This window comes from Streptomyces prasinopilosus (assembly GCF_001419695.1).
GTDB lineage: Bacteria > Actinomycetota > Actinomycetes > Streptomycetales > Streptomycetaceae > Streptomyces > Streptomyces prasinopilosus.
In genome coordinates, this window is the sequence record NZ_LIRG01000332.1 from 1 (window position 1) to 15,183 (window position 15,183).

10 protein-coding genes and 1 tRNA gene are annotated in these 15,183 nt (G+C 68.0%); 9 read left to right on the top strand and 2 right to left on the bottom strand.

The window, feature by feature from the left end:
- On the bottom strand, positions 1-729 hold a 729-nt coding region (gene add, locus AOK18_RS14815), incomplete at its 3' end, for an adenosine deaminase (protein ID WP_055694659.1).
- Positions 730-881: 152 nt separating this feature from the next.
- Positions 882-2,108, bottom strand: coding sequence for a pyridoxal phosphate-dependent aminotransferase (locus AOK18_RS14820; RefSeq protein ID WP_055570298.1), 1,227 nt, complete (start codon positions 2,106-2,108; stop codon positions 882-884).
- A gap of 271 nt (positions 2,109-2,379) precedes the next feature.
- Here AOK18_RS14820 and AOK18_RS14825 point away from each other — a divergent pair.
- The 9 genes from AOK18_RS14825 (at position 2,380) to AOK18_RS14865 (ending at position 14,963) form a co-directional block, all read left to right on the top strand.
- Positions 2,380-2,452: transfer RNA gene (locus AOK18_RS14825), tRNA-Trp, on the top strand.
- A gap of 109 nt (positions 2,453-2,561) precedes the next feature.
- Positions 2,562-2,849: a preprotein translocase subunit SecE gene (secE, locus tag AOK18_RS14830; RefSeq protein WP_055570299.1), complete on the top strand. Its 288-nt coding sequence runs from the start codon at positions 2,562-2,564 to the stop codon at positions 2,847-2,849.
- Between the two features lie 80 nt (positions 2,850-2,929).
- Positions 2,930-3,760 (top strand): transcription termination/antitermination protein NusG, encoded by an 831-nt coding sequence (gene nusG, locus AOK18_RS14835; protein ID WP_055570300.1) that lies wholly within the window; start codon positions 2,930-2,932, stop codon positions 3,758-3,760.
- A 197-nt stretch (positions 3,761-3,957) separates the two neighbouring features.
- Entirely contained in the window at positions 3,958-4,392 is a 435-nt protein-coding gene (gene rplK / locus AOK18_RS14840) for a 50S ribosomal protein L11 (RefSeq protein ID WP_055570301.1), read from the top strand.
- Between the two features lie 84 nt (positions 4,393-4,476).
- Positions 4,477-5,202, top strand: coding sequence for a 50S ribosomal protein L1 (gene rplA, locus AOK18_RS14845; protein WP_055570302.1), 726 nt, complete (start codon positions 4,477-4,479; stop codon positions 5,200-5,202).
- A gap of 612 nt (positions 5,203-5,814) precedes the next feature.
- The gene (gene rplJ, locus AOK18_RS14850) at positions 5,815-6,345 is read left to right on the top strand and encodes a 50S ribosomal protein L10 (protein WP_055570303.1); all 531 of its coding nucleotides are present in this window, start codon (positions 5,815-5,817) and stop codon (positions 6,343-6,345) included.
- A 115-nt stretch (positions 6,346-6,460) separates the two neighbouring features.
- Positions 6,461-6,844, top strand: a complete 384-nt coding sequence (gene rplL, locus AOK18_RS14855) for a 50S ribosomal protein L7/L12 (protein ID WP_055570304.1) — start codon at positions 6,461-6,463, stop codon at positions 6,842-6,844.
- Between the two features lie 622 nt (positions 6,845-7,466).
- The gene (gene rpoB / locus AOK18_RS14860) at positions 7,467-10,952 is read left to right on the top strand and encodes a DNA-directed RNA polymerase subunit beta (RefSeq protein WP_055570305.1); all 3,486 of its coding nucleotides are present in this window, start codon (positions 7,467-7,469) and stop codon (positions 10,950-10,952) included.
- 111 nt (positions 10,953-11,063) lie between these two features.
- A complete protein-coding gene (locus AOK18_RS14865) occupies positions 11,064-14,963 on the top strand; it encodes a DNA-directed RNA polymerase subunit beta' (protein WP_055570306.1) in 3,900 nt (1,299 codons plus the stop codon).
- Positions 14,964-15,183: the final 220 nt, after the last annotated feature.

The window sequence follows — 15,183 nt, forward strand, 5'->3', positions numbered from 1 at the left end:
CGCGAGCCGCCGCAGCAGCCGCGGGTCCTCCGCCGCCCGCACCCCGTGCCCGATCCGGTCGGCCCCCAGGTCGTCCAGGCAGTCCCGCACGGACGCGGGCCCGGACAGCTCACCCCCGTGCGGCGCGGACAGCAGCCCGCCCTCGCGCGCGATGGCGAACGCCCGGTCGAAGTCCCGGGCCATGCCGCGCCGCTCGTCGTTGGACAGCCCGAAGCCGACGATCCCCCGGTCCGCGTACCGCACCGCCAGCCGGGCCAGCGTGCGCGCGTCCAGGTGGTGCTTCATCCGGTTCGCGGCGACCAGCACCCGCATCCCGAGCCCGGTGTCCCGCCGCGCCGAGGCCACCGCGTCCAGGATGACCTCCAGCGCCGGGATCAGTCCGCCCAGCCGGGGCGCGTACGACGTCGGGTCGACCTGGATCTCCAGCCAGCCCGACCCGTCCCCGAGGTCCTCCTCCGCGGCCTCCCGCACCAGCCGCTGGATGTCCTCCGGCTCCCTCAGGCACGAGCGCGCCGCGTCGTACAGCCGCTGGAACCGGAACCAGCCCCGCTCGTCCGTGGCCCGCAGGCTCGGCGGCTCCCCGCTGGTCAGCGCCTCGGTCAGCGCCTCGGGGAGGCGTACGCCGTACTTGTCGGCCAGCTCCAGCACGGTGGCGGGGCGCATCGACCCGGTGAAGTGCAGGTGCAGGTGGGCCTTCGGCAGCAGGGAGAGGTCACGTACACGTTCCATCCCGAAATCCTGCCGCACCGCACGGGCACCCCGGTAGCTCTTTCCCCGAACGTGGTCTTGCTCGCACGTCGGCACGAGACGGGCGGAACCGGAAGCGGGCCGCCTCCCCGGAGGGAAACGGCCCGCGGCCCGCTCTCATGGGCAGGCCGGACTCAGTCCCGCGCCTCCGCCAGGAGCTTCTGGATCCGGCTCACGCCCTCCACCAGGTCCTCGTCGCCCAGCGCGTAGGACAGCCGCAGGTACCCCGGGGTGCCGAAGGCCTCGCCGGGGACGACCGCGACCTCGACCTCCTCGAGGATGAGCGCGGCCAGCTCCACGGAGTTCCGCGGCCGCTTGCCCCGGATCTCCTTGCCGATCAGGGCCTTCACCGACGGGTAGGCGTAGAACGCGCCCTCGGGCTCCGGGCAGACCACGCCGTCGATCTCGTTGAGCATCCGCACGATGGTCCTGCGCCGGCGGTCGAAGGCCTCGCGCATCGTGGCGACCGCGTCCAGGGAGCCGGAGACCGCGGCCAGCGCCGCGACCTGGGCGACGTTCGACACGTTGGACGTGGCGTGCGACTGCAGGTTGGTGGCGGCCTTCACGACGTCCTTCGGGCCGATGATCCACCCGACCCGCCAGCCGGTCATCGCGTACGTCTTCGCGACGCCGTTGACCACGATGCACTTGTCCCGCAGCTCCGGCAGGACGGCGGGCAGCGAGGTGAAGACGGCGTCGCCGTAGACCAGGTGCTCGTAGATCTCGTCGGTCAGCACCCACAGGCCGTGCTCGACCGCCCAGCGGCCGATCGCCTCGGCGTCCTCGGCGCTGTAGACCGCGCCGGTGGGGTTCGAGGGGGAGACGAACAGGACGACCTTGGTCTTCTCCGTCCGCGCGGCCTCCAGCTGCTCCACGCTGACGCGGTAGCCGGTCGTCTCGTCGGCGACGACCTCGACCGGCACACCGCCGGCCAGGCGGATCGACTCCGGGTACGTCGTCCAGTACGGGGCCGGGACGATGACCTCGTCACCCGGGTCGAGGATCGCGGCGAACGCCTCGTAGATGGCCTGCTTGCCGCCGTTGGTGACGAGGACCTGGGCGGGGTCCACCTCGTAGCCGGAGTCGCGCAGCGTCTTCGCGGCGATCGCGGCCTTCAGCTCCGGCAGCCCGCCGGCCGGCGTGTAGCGGTGGTACTTCGGGTTCCGGCACGCCTCGATCGCGGCGTCGACGATGTAGTCCGGGGTCGGGAAGTCGGGTTCACCGGCGCCGAAGCCGATCACCGGTCGCCCGGCGGCCTTGAGGGCCTTGGCCTTGGCGTCCACGGCGAGGGTGGCGGACTCGGAGATCGCACCGACCCGGGCGGAGACCCGGCGCTCGGTGGGAGGGGTTGCAGCGCTCATGGGCCCCATCGTTCCAGACCGGAAACCCGCCCGGTACGGGGGTTTCACAGACTGAACAGCTCCTGGCCAACCTCTGAACACCAGTCCGGATCCGTTCCGCCGGCCCCCGCCGACGGGACGATCTTCGGCCGGGAGATCCGGTCGCGGGCGCTTTCTGTTCGACGCCCGGCCCCGGAACACGTACACTCACACCTCGTTGGCCTTCCGCGGCCGCGCTCACCGGGTGCACACCAAGCATCCGGCCGGATGCGGTACGTTGGGGGACACACAAAGGGTCGTAGCTCAATTGGTAGAGCACTGGTCTCCAAAACCAGCGGTTGGGGGTTCAAGTCCCTCCGGCCCTGCTACACACAACCTTAGCCAGGATGTGTACGCATGTACGTACAGCAATGCACCGCCGTGCGGCTCATACCGGGCGCGGCACGGCCATGACCCGGAATCAGGTGAGGACGAGTGACGGACGCCGTGGGCTCCATCGACATGCCTGATGCCGAGGACGAGGCGCCGGACTCCAAGAAGAAGACCCGCAAGGGCGGAAAGCGTGCCAAGAAGGGCCCGCTGAAGCGCCTCGCGCTCTTCTACCGCCAGATCGTGGCGGAACTTCGCAAGGTGGTCTGGCCGACCCGGAACCAGCTGACGTCGTACACAACCGCGGTGATCATCTTTGTGGTCGTCATGATCGGTCTGATCACACTGATCGACTACGGGCTCGGTCACGTCGCCAAGTACGTCTTCGGCTGAGCCGCCTGCGAAGAGCGCCGAGGTACCCGGCGCTCCTTTCGCGTGTTCCACCCCTATGTATCCAGGAAGAAGCAGCCACCGTGTCTGACCCGAACGTGAACGACGCCATCGAGCCGGTCGAGTCCGTCGAGGACGAGCTCGACACCGTCGGGGGCGCGGACGGCGAGGCCTCCGAGGCCCCCGCCGAGGTCGAGGCTGCCGACGCCGCCGCGGACGAGTCCGGGACGGCGGCCGACGCGTCCCCCGAGGCCGAAGAGGCCGACGACGACGCCGCCGAAGAGGCCGAGGACAACCGCGACCCGGTCGAGAAGCTCCGCGAGGAACTGCGGACGCTGCCCGGCGAGTGGTACGTCATCCACACGTACGCGGGCTACGAGAACCGGGTGAAGACCAACCTGGAGCAGCGCGCCGTCTCGCTGAACGTCGAGGACTTCATCTTCCAGGCCGAGGTGCCGCAGGAAGAGGTCGTCCAGATCAAGAACGGCGACCGCAAGACGATCAAGCAGAACAAGCTCCCCGGCTACGTCCTGGTCCGCATGGACCTGACGAACGAGTCCTGGGGCGTCGTCCGCAACACCCCCGGCGTCACCGGCTTCGTGGGCAACGCCTACGACCCGTACCCGCTGACCCTGGACGAGATCGTCAAGATGCTCGCCCCGGAGGCCGAGGAGAAGGCCGCCCGCGAGGCCGCCGAGGCCGAGGGCAAGCCGGCTCCGCAGCGCAAGGTCGAGGTCCAGGTGCTGGACTTCGAGGTCGGCGACTCGGTCACCGTCACCGACGGCCCGTTCGCCACCCTCCAGGCGACCATCAACGAGATCAACCCCGACTCCAAGAAGGTCAAGGGCCTGGTGGAGATCTTCGGCCGCGAGACGCCGGTCGAGCTCTCCTTCGACCAGATCCAGAAGAACTGACCCGGTTCCGAGCAGCTCGGACCGTCCGGACAGTCTGGACCACGACTTCCGAACAGGTCAGGTGAACGCTCCGGCGTCTGCCTGACCTGCTCGGTTTTTGGCCGCACATCCATACCCGCTATCGTTGTGCGGTATGCCTGTCTCCGGGTGATTCCCGGTGCGCGGGCAGGACCCGAATCGAAAGGACCCGGAGAGTCATGCCTCCCAAGAAGAAGAAGGTCACGGGGCTCATCAAGCTCCAGATCCAGGCCGGTGCCGCCAACCCGGCTCCGCCGGTCGGCCCCGCGCTGGGTCAGCACGGCGTCAACATCATGGAGTTCTGCAAGGCCTACAACGCCGCGACCGAGTCGCAGCGCGGCTGGGTCATCCCGGTGGAGATCACGGTCTACGAGGACCGCTCCTTCACCTTCATCACCAAGACCCCGCCGGCCGCGAAGATGATCCTCAAGGCCGCGGGCGTGGAGAAGGGCTCCGGCGAGCCGCACAAGACCAAGGTCGCGAAGATCACCGCCGCCCAGGTCCGTGAGATCGCCACGACCAAGCTGCCCGACCTCAACGCCAACGACCTGGACGCCGCGTCGAAGATCATCGCCGGCACCGCCCGTTCCATGGGCGTCACGGTCGAGGGCTGACCTCCACCCCCGTAAGCCAAGCAGAAGTGTGGAAGGGCCTGCTCGGCCCGGACCACGACTCCTAAGAACCCCCAGGAGCAATACGTGAGCAAGCGCAGCAAGTCTCTCCGCGCTGCGGACGCCAAGGTCGACCGGGAGAAGCTGTACGCCCCGCTCGAGGCCGTCCGTCTCGCCAAGGAGACCTCCACCTCGAAGTTCGACGGCACCGTCGAGGTCGCCTTCCGCCTGGGCGTCGACCCGCGCAAGGCCGACCAGATGGTGCGTGGCACCGTGAACCTCCCGCACGGCACCGGCAAGACCGCCCGGGTCCTGGTCTTCGCGACCGGCGACCGTGCCGAGGCCGCGCGTGCCGCGGGCGCCGACATCGTCGGCGCCGACGAACTGATCGACGAGGTGTCGAAGGGCCGTCTGGACTTCGACGCCGTCGTCGCCACCCCGGACCTCATGGGCAAGGTCGGCCGCCTCGGCCGCGTGCTCGGTCCCCGTGGTCTCATGCCGAACCCCAAGACCGGCACCGTCACCCCGGACGTCACCAAGGCTGTCAACGACATCAAGGGTGGCAAGATCGAGTTCCGCGTCGACAAGCACTCGAACCTGCACTTCATCATCGGCAAGACGTCCTTCGACGACACCAAGCTGGTGGAGAACTACGGCGCCGCGCTGGAGGAGATCCTCCGTCTGAAGCCGTCCGCCGCGAAGGGCCGGTACATCAAGAAGGCCGCGATCACCACCACGATCGGCCCCAGCATTCCGCTCGACTCGAACCGCACCCGCAACCTCCTCGTCGAAGAGGACCCGGCGGCGGTCTGAGCCCACCGGGCCGGCCCGTCCGGCCCCGCAGGCTCACCGAGCACACCCGAGCCCGCCCCCGCGCCTTCCACGGCGCGGGGGCGGGTTCTTTCGCGCTCCGGCCACGGGGCCGGGCCGAGCTCCGGGCGCCGCCGGGGGCGGACGCGGGAACGACCTCTTCGCGACGCTGCGGGACCTCGGGGAGGGCACTCGGGCACCGGGACGGACGCCGGGACCGGTGTCCGGGTACCCGCCGGGACGGCTCCGGCGGCCCGGCCGCCGTGAGGGCCTGCCCCGGCGGCCCGCCCGGAAGGACCGTTCCGGCGGTCCGCCCCGAACGTCCCGGCGGGACCGGATTTGCCTCACGGCGATCCGGTCCCGTACTCTCCAGAGGAAGCCAAAGACCGCTGGTCGTTGCCGTGCACTCGCAAGAGGGTGCGGTGGCCGAAGGATCCGCTGAACTGCGGACGACCCGCGCAGGTGACTGTGGAAGAGTTCCCGGACTTCGCGACCGCGAGGAAGCGAAAGCCGGTTGAGCCTCGCCCCGTGCGCCTGCGCCCGGGGCGTTTCGTTTTCCCCAGTCCTCCTTCGGGTCCGCGCGGTCCGAATCACCCGGAAGGAGGCCGAGACTCTATGGCGAGGCCCGACAAGGCTGCCGCGGTTGCCGAGCTGACGGACAAGTTCCGCAGCTCCAACGCCGCCGTGCTGACCGAGTACCGCGGTCTCACCGTGGCGCAGCTCAAGACGCTGCGTCGTTCGCTCGGTGAGAACGCCCAGTACGCCGTGGTGAAGAACACGCTGACCAAGATTGCGGCCAACGAGGCCGGGATCACGCTCGACGACCAGCTCTTCGCTGGCCCGACGGCGGTCGCCTTCGTCACCGGTGACCCGGTGGAGTCGGCGAAGGGTCTTCGTGACTTCGCCAAGGACAACCCGAATCTCATCATCAAGGGCGGTGTCCTTGACGGCAAGGCGCTGTCCGCCGATGAGATCAAGAAGCTCGCGGACCTCGAGTCCCGCGAGGTTCTGCTCTCCAAGCTGGCGGGTGCCTTCAAGGGCAAGCAGACGCAGACTGCGCAGCTCTTCCAGGCGCTTCCGTCGAAGCTCGTCCGCACCGTGGACGCGCTTCGCGCCAAGCAGGACGAGCAGGGCGGTGCCGAGTAATTCGGCTCGCTTTCCGGCCTTCGCCGACATGAGGCGAGGGTCATAGCGGGCCCGACGTACGCCCGCCTCACCCAGTACACCCGGCACCCGCCGATTTAGTGGAAGGACCGCCATCATGGCGAAGCTCACCCAGGACGAGCTGCTGGCCCAGTTCGAGGGCATGACCCTCATCGAGCTCTCCGAGTTCGTGAAGGCCTTCGAGGAGAAGTTCGACGTCACCGCCGCCGCCGCGGTCGCCGTGGCCGGCCCCGCCGCCCCGGGCGCCCCGGTCGAGGCCGAGGCCGAGAAGGACGAGTTCGACGTCATCCTCACCGGTGCCGGCGACAAGAAGATCCAGGTCATCAAGGTCGTGCGCGAGCTGACCTCCCTCGGCCTGAAGGAGGCCAAGGACCTGGTCGACGGTGCGCCGAAGCCCGTCGTCGAGAAGGTCAACAAGGAAGCCGCCGACAAGGCCAAGGAGGCCCTCGAGGGCGCCGGCGCCTCCGTCGAGGTCAAGTAAGACCTTCCGGGTCCCACAGGACCCCCGCGGCCCGGCGGAGCCGGATCCGCACCGCGTCCACCAGGACGTGTAACGCGCAAGCGCCGAGGAGCGATCATCCATCCGGGTGGTCGCTCCTCGGTGTCTCCGGGACCGGCGGCGGCTGCCTCGAACCCGGGACGGCGGGGGGTAGGGTGATCTTCGTCGTGGTCCTGTGCGGGCCACGGGGATCGCCGGTCGAAAGGCGGTTCGGGCGAGGGGGCCTTGACGAACCGCACGGGGCACGCAATTCTCAGGACGCGTCGTCACAAGGATCCGGATCCGAGGCATGGATCGGCGGCAAAGAGGGCAGTATCACGGTGCGTTGAGGGCAGGACCGTGTCACAGGAGTTGAGAGCAACGAGGGCCTCCGAGGGTCTCGAAAACCCGCACTGGACATCAGTGTGCCAAGTGGCTACACTGTCCCTTTGCGCTGCCTGTTAGCTGTCCCCTGCCCGTCACCAGGGGCATGCCCTCACTTGAGCACTGACGATCAGATCTCTCTGACCTGGCCTTTTCCGCCGGGAAGCGAAGTGTCTGCCGTGGTGTCCCGTGGGGGGCCGGTACGCGCGTAGTGAGTCCGAGCCCTCGGAAGGACCCCCTCTTGGCCGCCTCGCGCAATGCCTCGACCGCGAATACGAACAACGCCGCCAGCACCGCCCCGCTGCGCATCTCTTTTGCAAAGATCAAGGAGCCCCTCGAGGTTCCGAACCTTCTCGCGCTGCAGACCGAGAGCTTCGACTGGCTGCTCGGCAACGACGCCTGGAAGGCTCGCGTCGAGGCCGCTCTGGACAGCGGTCAGGACGTCCCCACCAAGTCCGGTCTGGAAGAGATCTTCGAGGAGATCTCCCCGATCGAGGACTTCTCCGGGTCGATGTCGCTGACCTTCCGCGACCACCGCTTCGAGCCGCCCAAGAACTCCATCGACGAGTGCAAGGACCGCGACTTCACGTACGCGGCGCCGCTCTTCGTCACCGCCGAGTTCACCAATAACGAGACCGGCGAGATCAAGTCCCAGACCGTCTTCATGGGCGACTTCCCGCTCATGACGAACAAGGGCACCTTCGTCATCAACGGCACCGAGCGTGTCGTGGTGTCGCAGCTGGTCCGTTCGCCGGGTGTCTACTTCGACTCCAGCATCGACAAGACGTCCGACAAGGACATCTTCTCCGCCAAGATCATCCCCTCCCGGGGCGCCTGGCTGGAGATGGAGATCGACAAGCGCGACATGGTCGGCGTCCGCGTCGACCGCAAGCGCAAGCAGTCCGTCACCGTCCTTCTCAAGGCGCTCGGCTGGACCACCGAGCAGATCCTCGAGGAGTTCGGCGAGTACGAGTCCATGCGCGCCACCCTGGAGAAGGACCACACCCAGGGCCAGGACGACGCGCTGCTCGACATCTACCGCAAGCTGCGTCCGGGCGAGCCCCCCACCCGCGAGGCCGCGCAGACGCTGCTCGAGAACCTCTACTTCAACCCCAAGCGCTACGACCTGGCCAAGGTCGGCCGCTACAAGGTCAACAAGAAGCTGGGTGCCGACGCGCCGCTCGACGCGGGCGTGCTGACCGTCGAGGACGTCATCTCGACGATCAAGTACCTGGTGAAGCTGCACGCCGGCGAGATCGAGACCGTCGGTGACAGCGGTCAGACGATCGTCGTCGAGACGGACGACATCGACCACTTCGGCAACCGTCGCCTGCGCAGCGTCGGCGAGCTCATCCAGAACCAGGTCCGCACGGGTCTGGCCCGCATGGAGCGCGTCGTGCGCGAGCGCATGACGACCCAGGACGTCGAGGCGATCACGCCGCAGACCCTGATCAACATCCGGCCGGTCGTCGCCTCCATCAAGGAGTTCTTCGGCACCAGCCAGCTGTCGCAGTTCATGGACCAGAACAACCCGCTGTCCGGGCTGACGCACAAGCGTCGTCTGTCCGCGCTCGGCCCGGGTGGTCTCTCCCGTGAGCGGGCCGGCTTCGAGGTCCGTGACGTGCACCCCTCGCACTACGGCCGCATGTGCCCGATCGAGACGCCCGAAGGCCCGAACATCGGTCTGATCGGCTCGCTCGCCTCCTACGGCCGGGTCAACGCGTTCGGTTTCGTCGAGACCCCGTACCGCAAGGTCATCGACGGCCAGGTCACCGACGACGTCGACTACCTGACCGCCGACGAGGAGGACCGCTTCGTCATCGCGCAGGCCAACGCCCCGCTGAGCGACGAGATGCGGTTCGCCGAGGCCCGCGTCCTGGTCCGCCGCAAGGGCGGCGAGGTCGACTACGTCAGCCCCGACGAGGTCGACTACATGGACGTCTCGCCGCGCCAGATGGTGTCGGTCGCGACCGCCATGATCCCCTTCCTCGAGCACGACGACGCCAACCGTGCCCTCATGGGCGCGAACATGATGCGCCAGGCCGTGCCGCTGATCAGGTCCGAGTCCCCGCTCGTCGGCACCGGCATGGAGTACCGCTCCGCCGCCGACGCCGGTGACGTGGTCAAGGCCGAGAAGGCGGGTGTGGTCCAGGAGGTCTCCGCGGACTACATCACCACGACCAACGACGACGGCACGTACATCACGTACCGCCTGGCCAAGTTCGCCCGCTCCAACCAGGGCACCTCGGTCAACCAGAAGGTCATCGTCAACGAGGGCGACCGCGTCGTCGAGGGCCAGGTCCTCGCCGACGGTCCGGCCACCGAGAACGGCGAGATGGCGCTCGGCAAGAACCTGCTGGTCGCGTTCATGCCGTGGGAGGGCCACAACTACGAGGACGCGATCATCCTGTCGCAGCGCCTCGTCCAGGACGACGTCCTCTCCTCGATCCACATCGAGGAGCACGAGGTCGACGCCCGTGACACCAAGCTCGGCCCCGAGGAGATCACCCGGGACATCCCGAACGTCTCCGAGGAGGTCCTCGCCGACCTCGACGAGCGCGGCATCATCCGCATCGGTGCCGAGGTCGTCGCCGGCGACATCCTCGTCGGCAAGGTCACGCCCAAGGGCGAGACCGAGCTGACCCCCGAGGAGCGCCTGCTGCGCGCGATCTTCGGCGAGAAGGCCCGTGAGGTCCGCGACACCTCGCTGAAGGTGCCGCACGGCGAGATCGGCAAGATCATCGGCGTGCGCGTCTTCGACCGCGAGGAGGGCGACGAGCTTCCCCCCGGTGTGAACCAGCTGGTGCGCGTCTACGTCGCGCAGAAGCGCAAGATCACCGACGGTGACAAGCTCGCCGGCCGCCACGGCAACAAGGGCGTCATCTCGAAGATCCTGCCGATCGAGGACATGCCGTTCCTGGAGGACGGCACCCCGGTCGACATCATCCTCAACCCGCTCGGCGTGCCGTCCCGGATGAACCCGGGACAGGTGCTGGAGATCCACCTCGGCTGGCTCGCCAGCCGCGGCTGGGACGTCTCCGGCCTCGCCGAGGAGTGGGCGGAGCGCCTGCAGGCCATCGGCGCCGACAAGGTCGAGCCCGGCACCAACGTCGCCACCCCCGTCTTCGACGGTGCGCGCGAGGACGAGCTGGCCGGCCTGCTGCAGCACACCATCCCGAACCGGGACGGCGAGCGCATGGTGCTCCCGTCCGGCAAGGCGAGGCTGTTCGACGGCCGCTCCGGCGAGCCGTTCCCGGAGCCGATCTCGGTCGGCTACATGTACATCCTCAAGCTGCACCACCTGGTCGACGACAAGCTGCACGCCCGCTCGACCGGTCCGTACTCGATGATCACCCAGCAGCCGCTGGGTGGTAAGGCCCAGTTCGGTGGCCAGCGCTTCGGTGAGATGGAGGTGTGGGCGCTGGAGGCGTACGGCGCCGCGTACGCCCTCCAGGAGCTGCTGACCATCAAGTCCGACGACGTGACCGGCCGCGTGAAGGTCTACGAGGCCATCGTCAAGGGCGAGAACATCCCCGAGCCCGGCATCCCCGAGTCCTTCAAGGTGCTCATCAAGGAGATGCAGTCCCTGTGCCTCAACGTGGAGGTGCTGTCCTCGGACGGCATGTCCATCGAGATGCGCGACACCGACGAGGACGTCTTCCGCGCTGCGGAGGAGCTCGGCATCGACCTGTCGCGGCGCGAGCCGAGCAGCGTCGAAGAGGTCTGACGGGAGTTTTGGCCAGGAGGTTCGGCGATGAAGATCCCTGAACCTCCGGCCGGCCCCAGGACCCCCGTATCAGACCCCATGACTTACAACCCTGAGAGGGATTGACGCATAGTGCTCGACGTCAACTTCTTCGATGAGCTCCGGATCGGCCTGGCCACCGCGGACGACATCCGTCAGTGGAGCCACGGCGAGGTCAAGAAGCCCGAGACCATCAACTACCGCACCCTCAAGCCCGAGAAGGACGGACTCTTCTGCGAGAAGATCTTCGGTCCGACCCGGGACTGGGAGTGCTACTGCGGCAAGTACAAGCGCGTCCGCTTCAAGGGCATCATCTGCGAGCGCTGTGGCGTCGAGGTCACGCGCGCCAAGGTGCGCCGTGAGCGGATGGGCCACATCGAGCTCGCCGCCCCCGTCACGCACATCTGGTACTTCAAGGGCGTCCCGTCGCGCCTCGGCTACCTGCTCGACCTCGCCCCGAAGGACCTGGAGAAGGTCATCTACTTCGCGGCGTACATGATCACGTTCGTCGACGAGGAGCGCCGCACCCGCGACCTGCCCTCGCTGGAGGCGCACGTCTCCGTCGAGCGCCAGCAGGTGGAGAACCGTCGCGACGCCGACCTGGAGGCCCGGGCCAAGAAGCTCGAGACCGACCTGGCCGAGCTCGAGGCCGAGGGCGCCAAGGCCGACGTGCGCCGCAAGGTGCGCGAGGGTGCCGAGCGCGAGATGAAGCAGCTGCGCGACCGTGCGCAGCGTGAGATCGACCGCCTCGACGAGGTGTGGAACCGGTTCAAGAACCTCAAGGTCCAGGACCTCGAGGGCGACGAGCTGCTCTACCGCGAGCTGCGCGACCGCTTCGGCACGTACTTCGACGGTTCGATGGGTGCCGCGGCGCTGCAGAAGCGCCTGGAGTCCTTCGACCTCGAGGAGGAGGCCGAGCGCCTCCGCGAGATCATCCGCACCGGCAAGGGCCAGAAGAAGACCCGCGCGCTCAAGCGCCTCAAGGTCGTCTCCGCGTTCCTGCAGACCAGCAACAGCCCCAAGGGCATGGTGCTGGACTGCGTGCCGGTCATCCCGCCGGACCTGCGTCCGATGGTGCAGCTGGACGGTGGCCGCTTCGCGACCTCCGACCTGAACGACCTGTACCGCCGCGTCATCAACCGCAACAACCGCCTGAAGCGGCTTCTCGACCTCGGCGCGCCCGAGATCATCGTGAACAACGAGAAGCGCATGCTCCAGGAGGCCGTCGACGCGCTCTTCGACAACGGCCGCCGCGGCCGCCCGGTGACGGGCCCCGGCAACCGTCCGCTGAAGTCGCTGTCCGACATGCTCAAGGGCAAGCAGGGCCGCTTCCGCCAGAACCTGCTCGGCAAGCGCGTGGACTACTCGGCGCGCTCCGTGATCGTCGTCGGTCCGCAGCTGAAGCTGCACCAGTGCGGTCTGCCGAAGGCGATGGCGCTGGAGCTGTTCAAGCCGTTCGTGATGAAGCGCCTGGTCGACCTGAACCACGCGCAGAACATCAAGAGCGCCAAGCGCATGGTCGAGCGCGGCCGCACGGTCGTGTACGACGTGCTCGAAGAGGTCATCGCGGAGCACCCGGTCCTGCTGAACCGTGCGCCCACGCTGCACCGCCTCGGCATCCAGGCCTTCGAGCCGCAGCTGGTCGAGGGCAAGGCCATCCAGATCCACCCGCTCGTCTGCACCGCGTTCAACGCGGACTTCGACGGTGACCAGATGGCCGTGCACCTGCCGCTGTCCGCGGAGGCGCAGGCCGAGGCCCGCATCCTGATGCTGTCCTCGAACAACATCCTCAAGCCCGCCGACGGCCGTCCGGTGACGATGCCGACCCAGGACATGGTCCTCGGTCTGTTCTTCCTCACCACCGACGGTGAGATGCGCGAGCTCAAGGGCGAGGAGCGTTCCTTCTCCTCGGTCGCCGAGGCGATCATGGCCTTCGACGCGGGCGAGCTGTCGCTCCAGTCGAGGATCGACGTCCGCTTCCCGGTGGGCACCATCCCGCCGCGCGGCTGGACGCCGCCGGCGCGCGAGGAGGGCGAGCCGGAGTGGCAGCAGGGTGACAGCTTCCGGCTGAACACCACGCTGGGCCGCGCGCTCTTCAACGAGCTGCTGCCCGAGGACTACCCGTTCGTCGACTACGAGGTCGGCAAGAAGCAGCTCTCCGAGATCGTCAACGACCTCGCCGAGCGCTACCCGAAGGTCATCGTGGCGGCGACGCTCGACAACCTGAAGGCGTCCGGCTTCCACTGGGCGACCCGTTCCGGCGTCACCGTGGCCATCTCCGACGTCGTCGTCCCCGAGGCGAAGAAGGCGATCGTCCAGGGGTACGAGGCGCAGGACGAGAAGGTCCAGAAGCAGTACGAGCGCGGTCTGATCACCAAGGACGAGCGCACGCAGGAACTCATCGCGATCTGGACCAAGGCGACCAACGAGGTCGCCGAGGCGATGAACGACAACTTCCCGAAGACCAACCCGATCTTCATGATGGTGAACTCGGGCGCACGAGGCAACATGATGCAGATGCGTCAGATCGCCGGTATGCGTGGTCTGGTGTCGAACGCGAAGAACGAGACGATCCCGCGGCCCATCAAGGCCTCGTTCCGTGAGGGTCTGTCCGTGCTGGAGTACTTCATCTCCACGCACGGTGCCCGTAAGGGTCTGGCGGACACCGCTCTGCGTACCGCCGACTCGGGTTACCTCACCCGTCGTCTGGTCGACGTCTCCCAGGACGTCATCATCCGCGAGGAGGACTGCGGCACCGAGCGCGGTCTGAAGCTGCGGATCGCCTCGCGCGCCGCCGACGGGACGCTGCGCAAGACGGACGACGTCGAGACCAGCGTGTACGCCCGCATGCTCGCCGAGGACGTCGTCATCGACGGCAAGGTGATCGCGCCGGCCAACGTGGACCTCGGCGACGTGCTCATCGACCAGCTGGTGCACCACGGCGTCGAGGAGGTCAAGACCCGTTCGATCCTGACCTGCGAGTCCGCCGTCGGCACCTGCGCCATGTGCTACGGCCGTTCGCTGGCCACCGGCAAGCTGGTCGACATCGGTGAGGCGGTCGGCATCATCGCCGCCCAGTCCATCGGTGAGCCCGGCACCCAGCTGACGATGCGCACCTTCCACACCGGTGGTGTGGCCGGTGACGACATCACCCAGGGTCTGCCGCGTGTCGTCGAGCTCTTCGAGGCCCGTACCCCGAAGGGTGTCGCCCCGATCTCCGAGGCCGCCGGCCGCGTCCGGATCGAGGAGACCGAGAAGACGAAGAAGATCGTCGTCACCCCGGACGACGGCAGCGACGAGACGGCGTTCCCGATCTCGAAGCGTGCCCGTCTGCTGGTCGGCGAGGGCGATCACGTCGAGGTGGGCCAGAAGCTCACCGTGGGTGCCACCAACCCGCACGACGTGCTGCGCATCCTGGGTCAGCGGGCCGTCCAGGTCCACCTGGTCGGCGAGGTCCAGAAGGTCTACAACTCGCAGGGCGTGTCGATCCACGACAAGCACATCGAGATCATCATCCGGCAGATGCTCCGCCGTGTGACGATCATCGAGTCCGGCGACGCCGAGCTGCTGCCCGGCGAGCTGGTCGAGCGGTCGAAGTTCGAGACCGAGAACCGTCGTGTGGTGCAGGAGGGCGGTCACCCCGCCTCCGGCCGTCCGCAGCTGATGGGTATCACCAAGGCCTCGCTGGCGACCGAGTCGTGGCTGTCGGCGGCGTCCTTCCAGGAGACGACCAGGGTCCTCACGGACGCGGCGATCAACGCCAAGTCCGACTCCCTGATCGGCCTCAAGGAGAACGTCATCATCGGTAAGCTCATCCCGGCCGGTACGGGTCTGTCCCGCTACCGCAACATCCGGGTCGAGCCGACCGAGGAGGCCAAGGCCGCGATGTACTCGGCCGTCGGCTACGACGACATCGACTACTCGCCGTTCGGCACGGGCTCCGGCCAGGCCGTTCCGCTGGAGGACTACGACTACGGTCCGTACAACCAGTAGGCGAGCCGTTCGACGTACCGCAGGGGCGGTCACTCCCGTTTCGTACGGGGTGGCCGCCCCTGCGGCGTTCTCATGACCTGTACCGGTTTCGTGACGTGCTGCGGTGCCGGAAGGCGTCGCGGGGGCGCATGATGGGATGACGTGTGGAGTCGGGGGAGGTACCTGGTGTCGCAGTCGCCGTATCCGTCGTGGCAGCCCTGGCAGGGGCGGCCACCCCGTA

What these genes read in the sequence shown, in the direction of transcription:
- AOK18_RS14820 (WP_055570298.1), bottom strand. Translation starts at nt 2,108, where the DNA reads ATGAGCGCTGCAACCCCTCCCACCGAGCGCCGGGTCTCCGCCCGGGTC.
- rplK (WP_055570301.1), top strand. Translation starts at nt 3,958, where the DNA reads ATGCCTCCCAAGAAGAAGAAGGTCACGGGGCTCATCAAGCTCCAGATC.
- rplJ (WP_055570303.1), top strand. Translation starts at nt 5,815, where the DNA reads ATGGCGAGGCCCGACAAGGCTGCCGCGGTTGCCGAGCTGACGGACAAG.
- rplL (WP_055570304.1), top strand. Translation starts at nt 6,461, where the DNA reads ATGGCGAAGCTCACCCAGGACGAGCTGCTGGCCCAGTTCGAGGGCATG.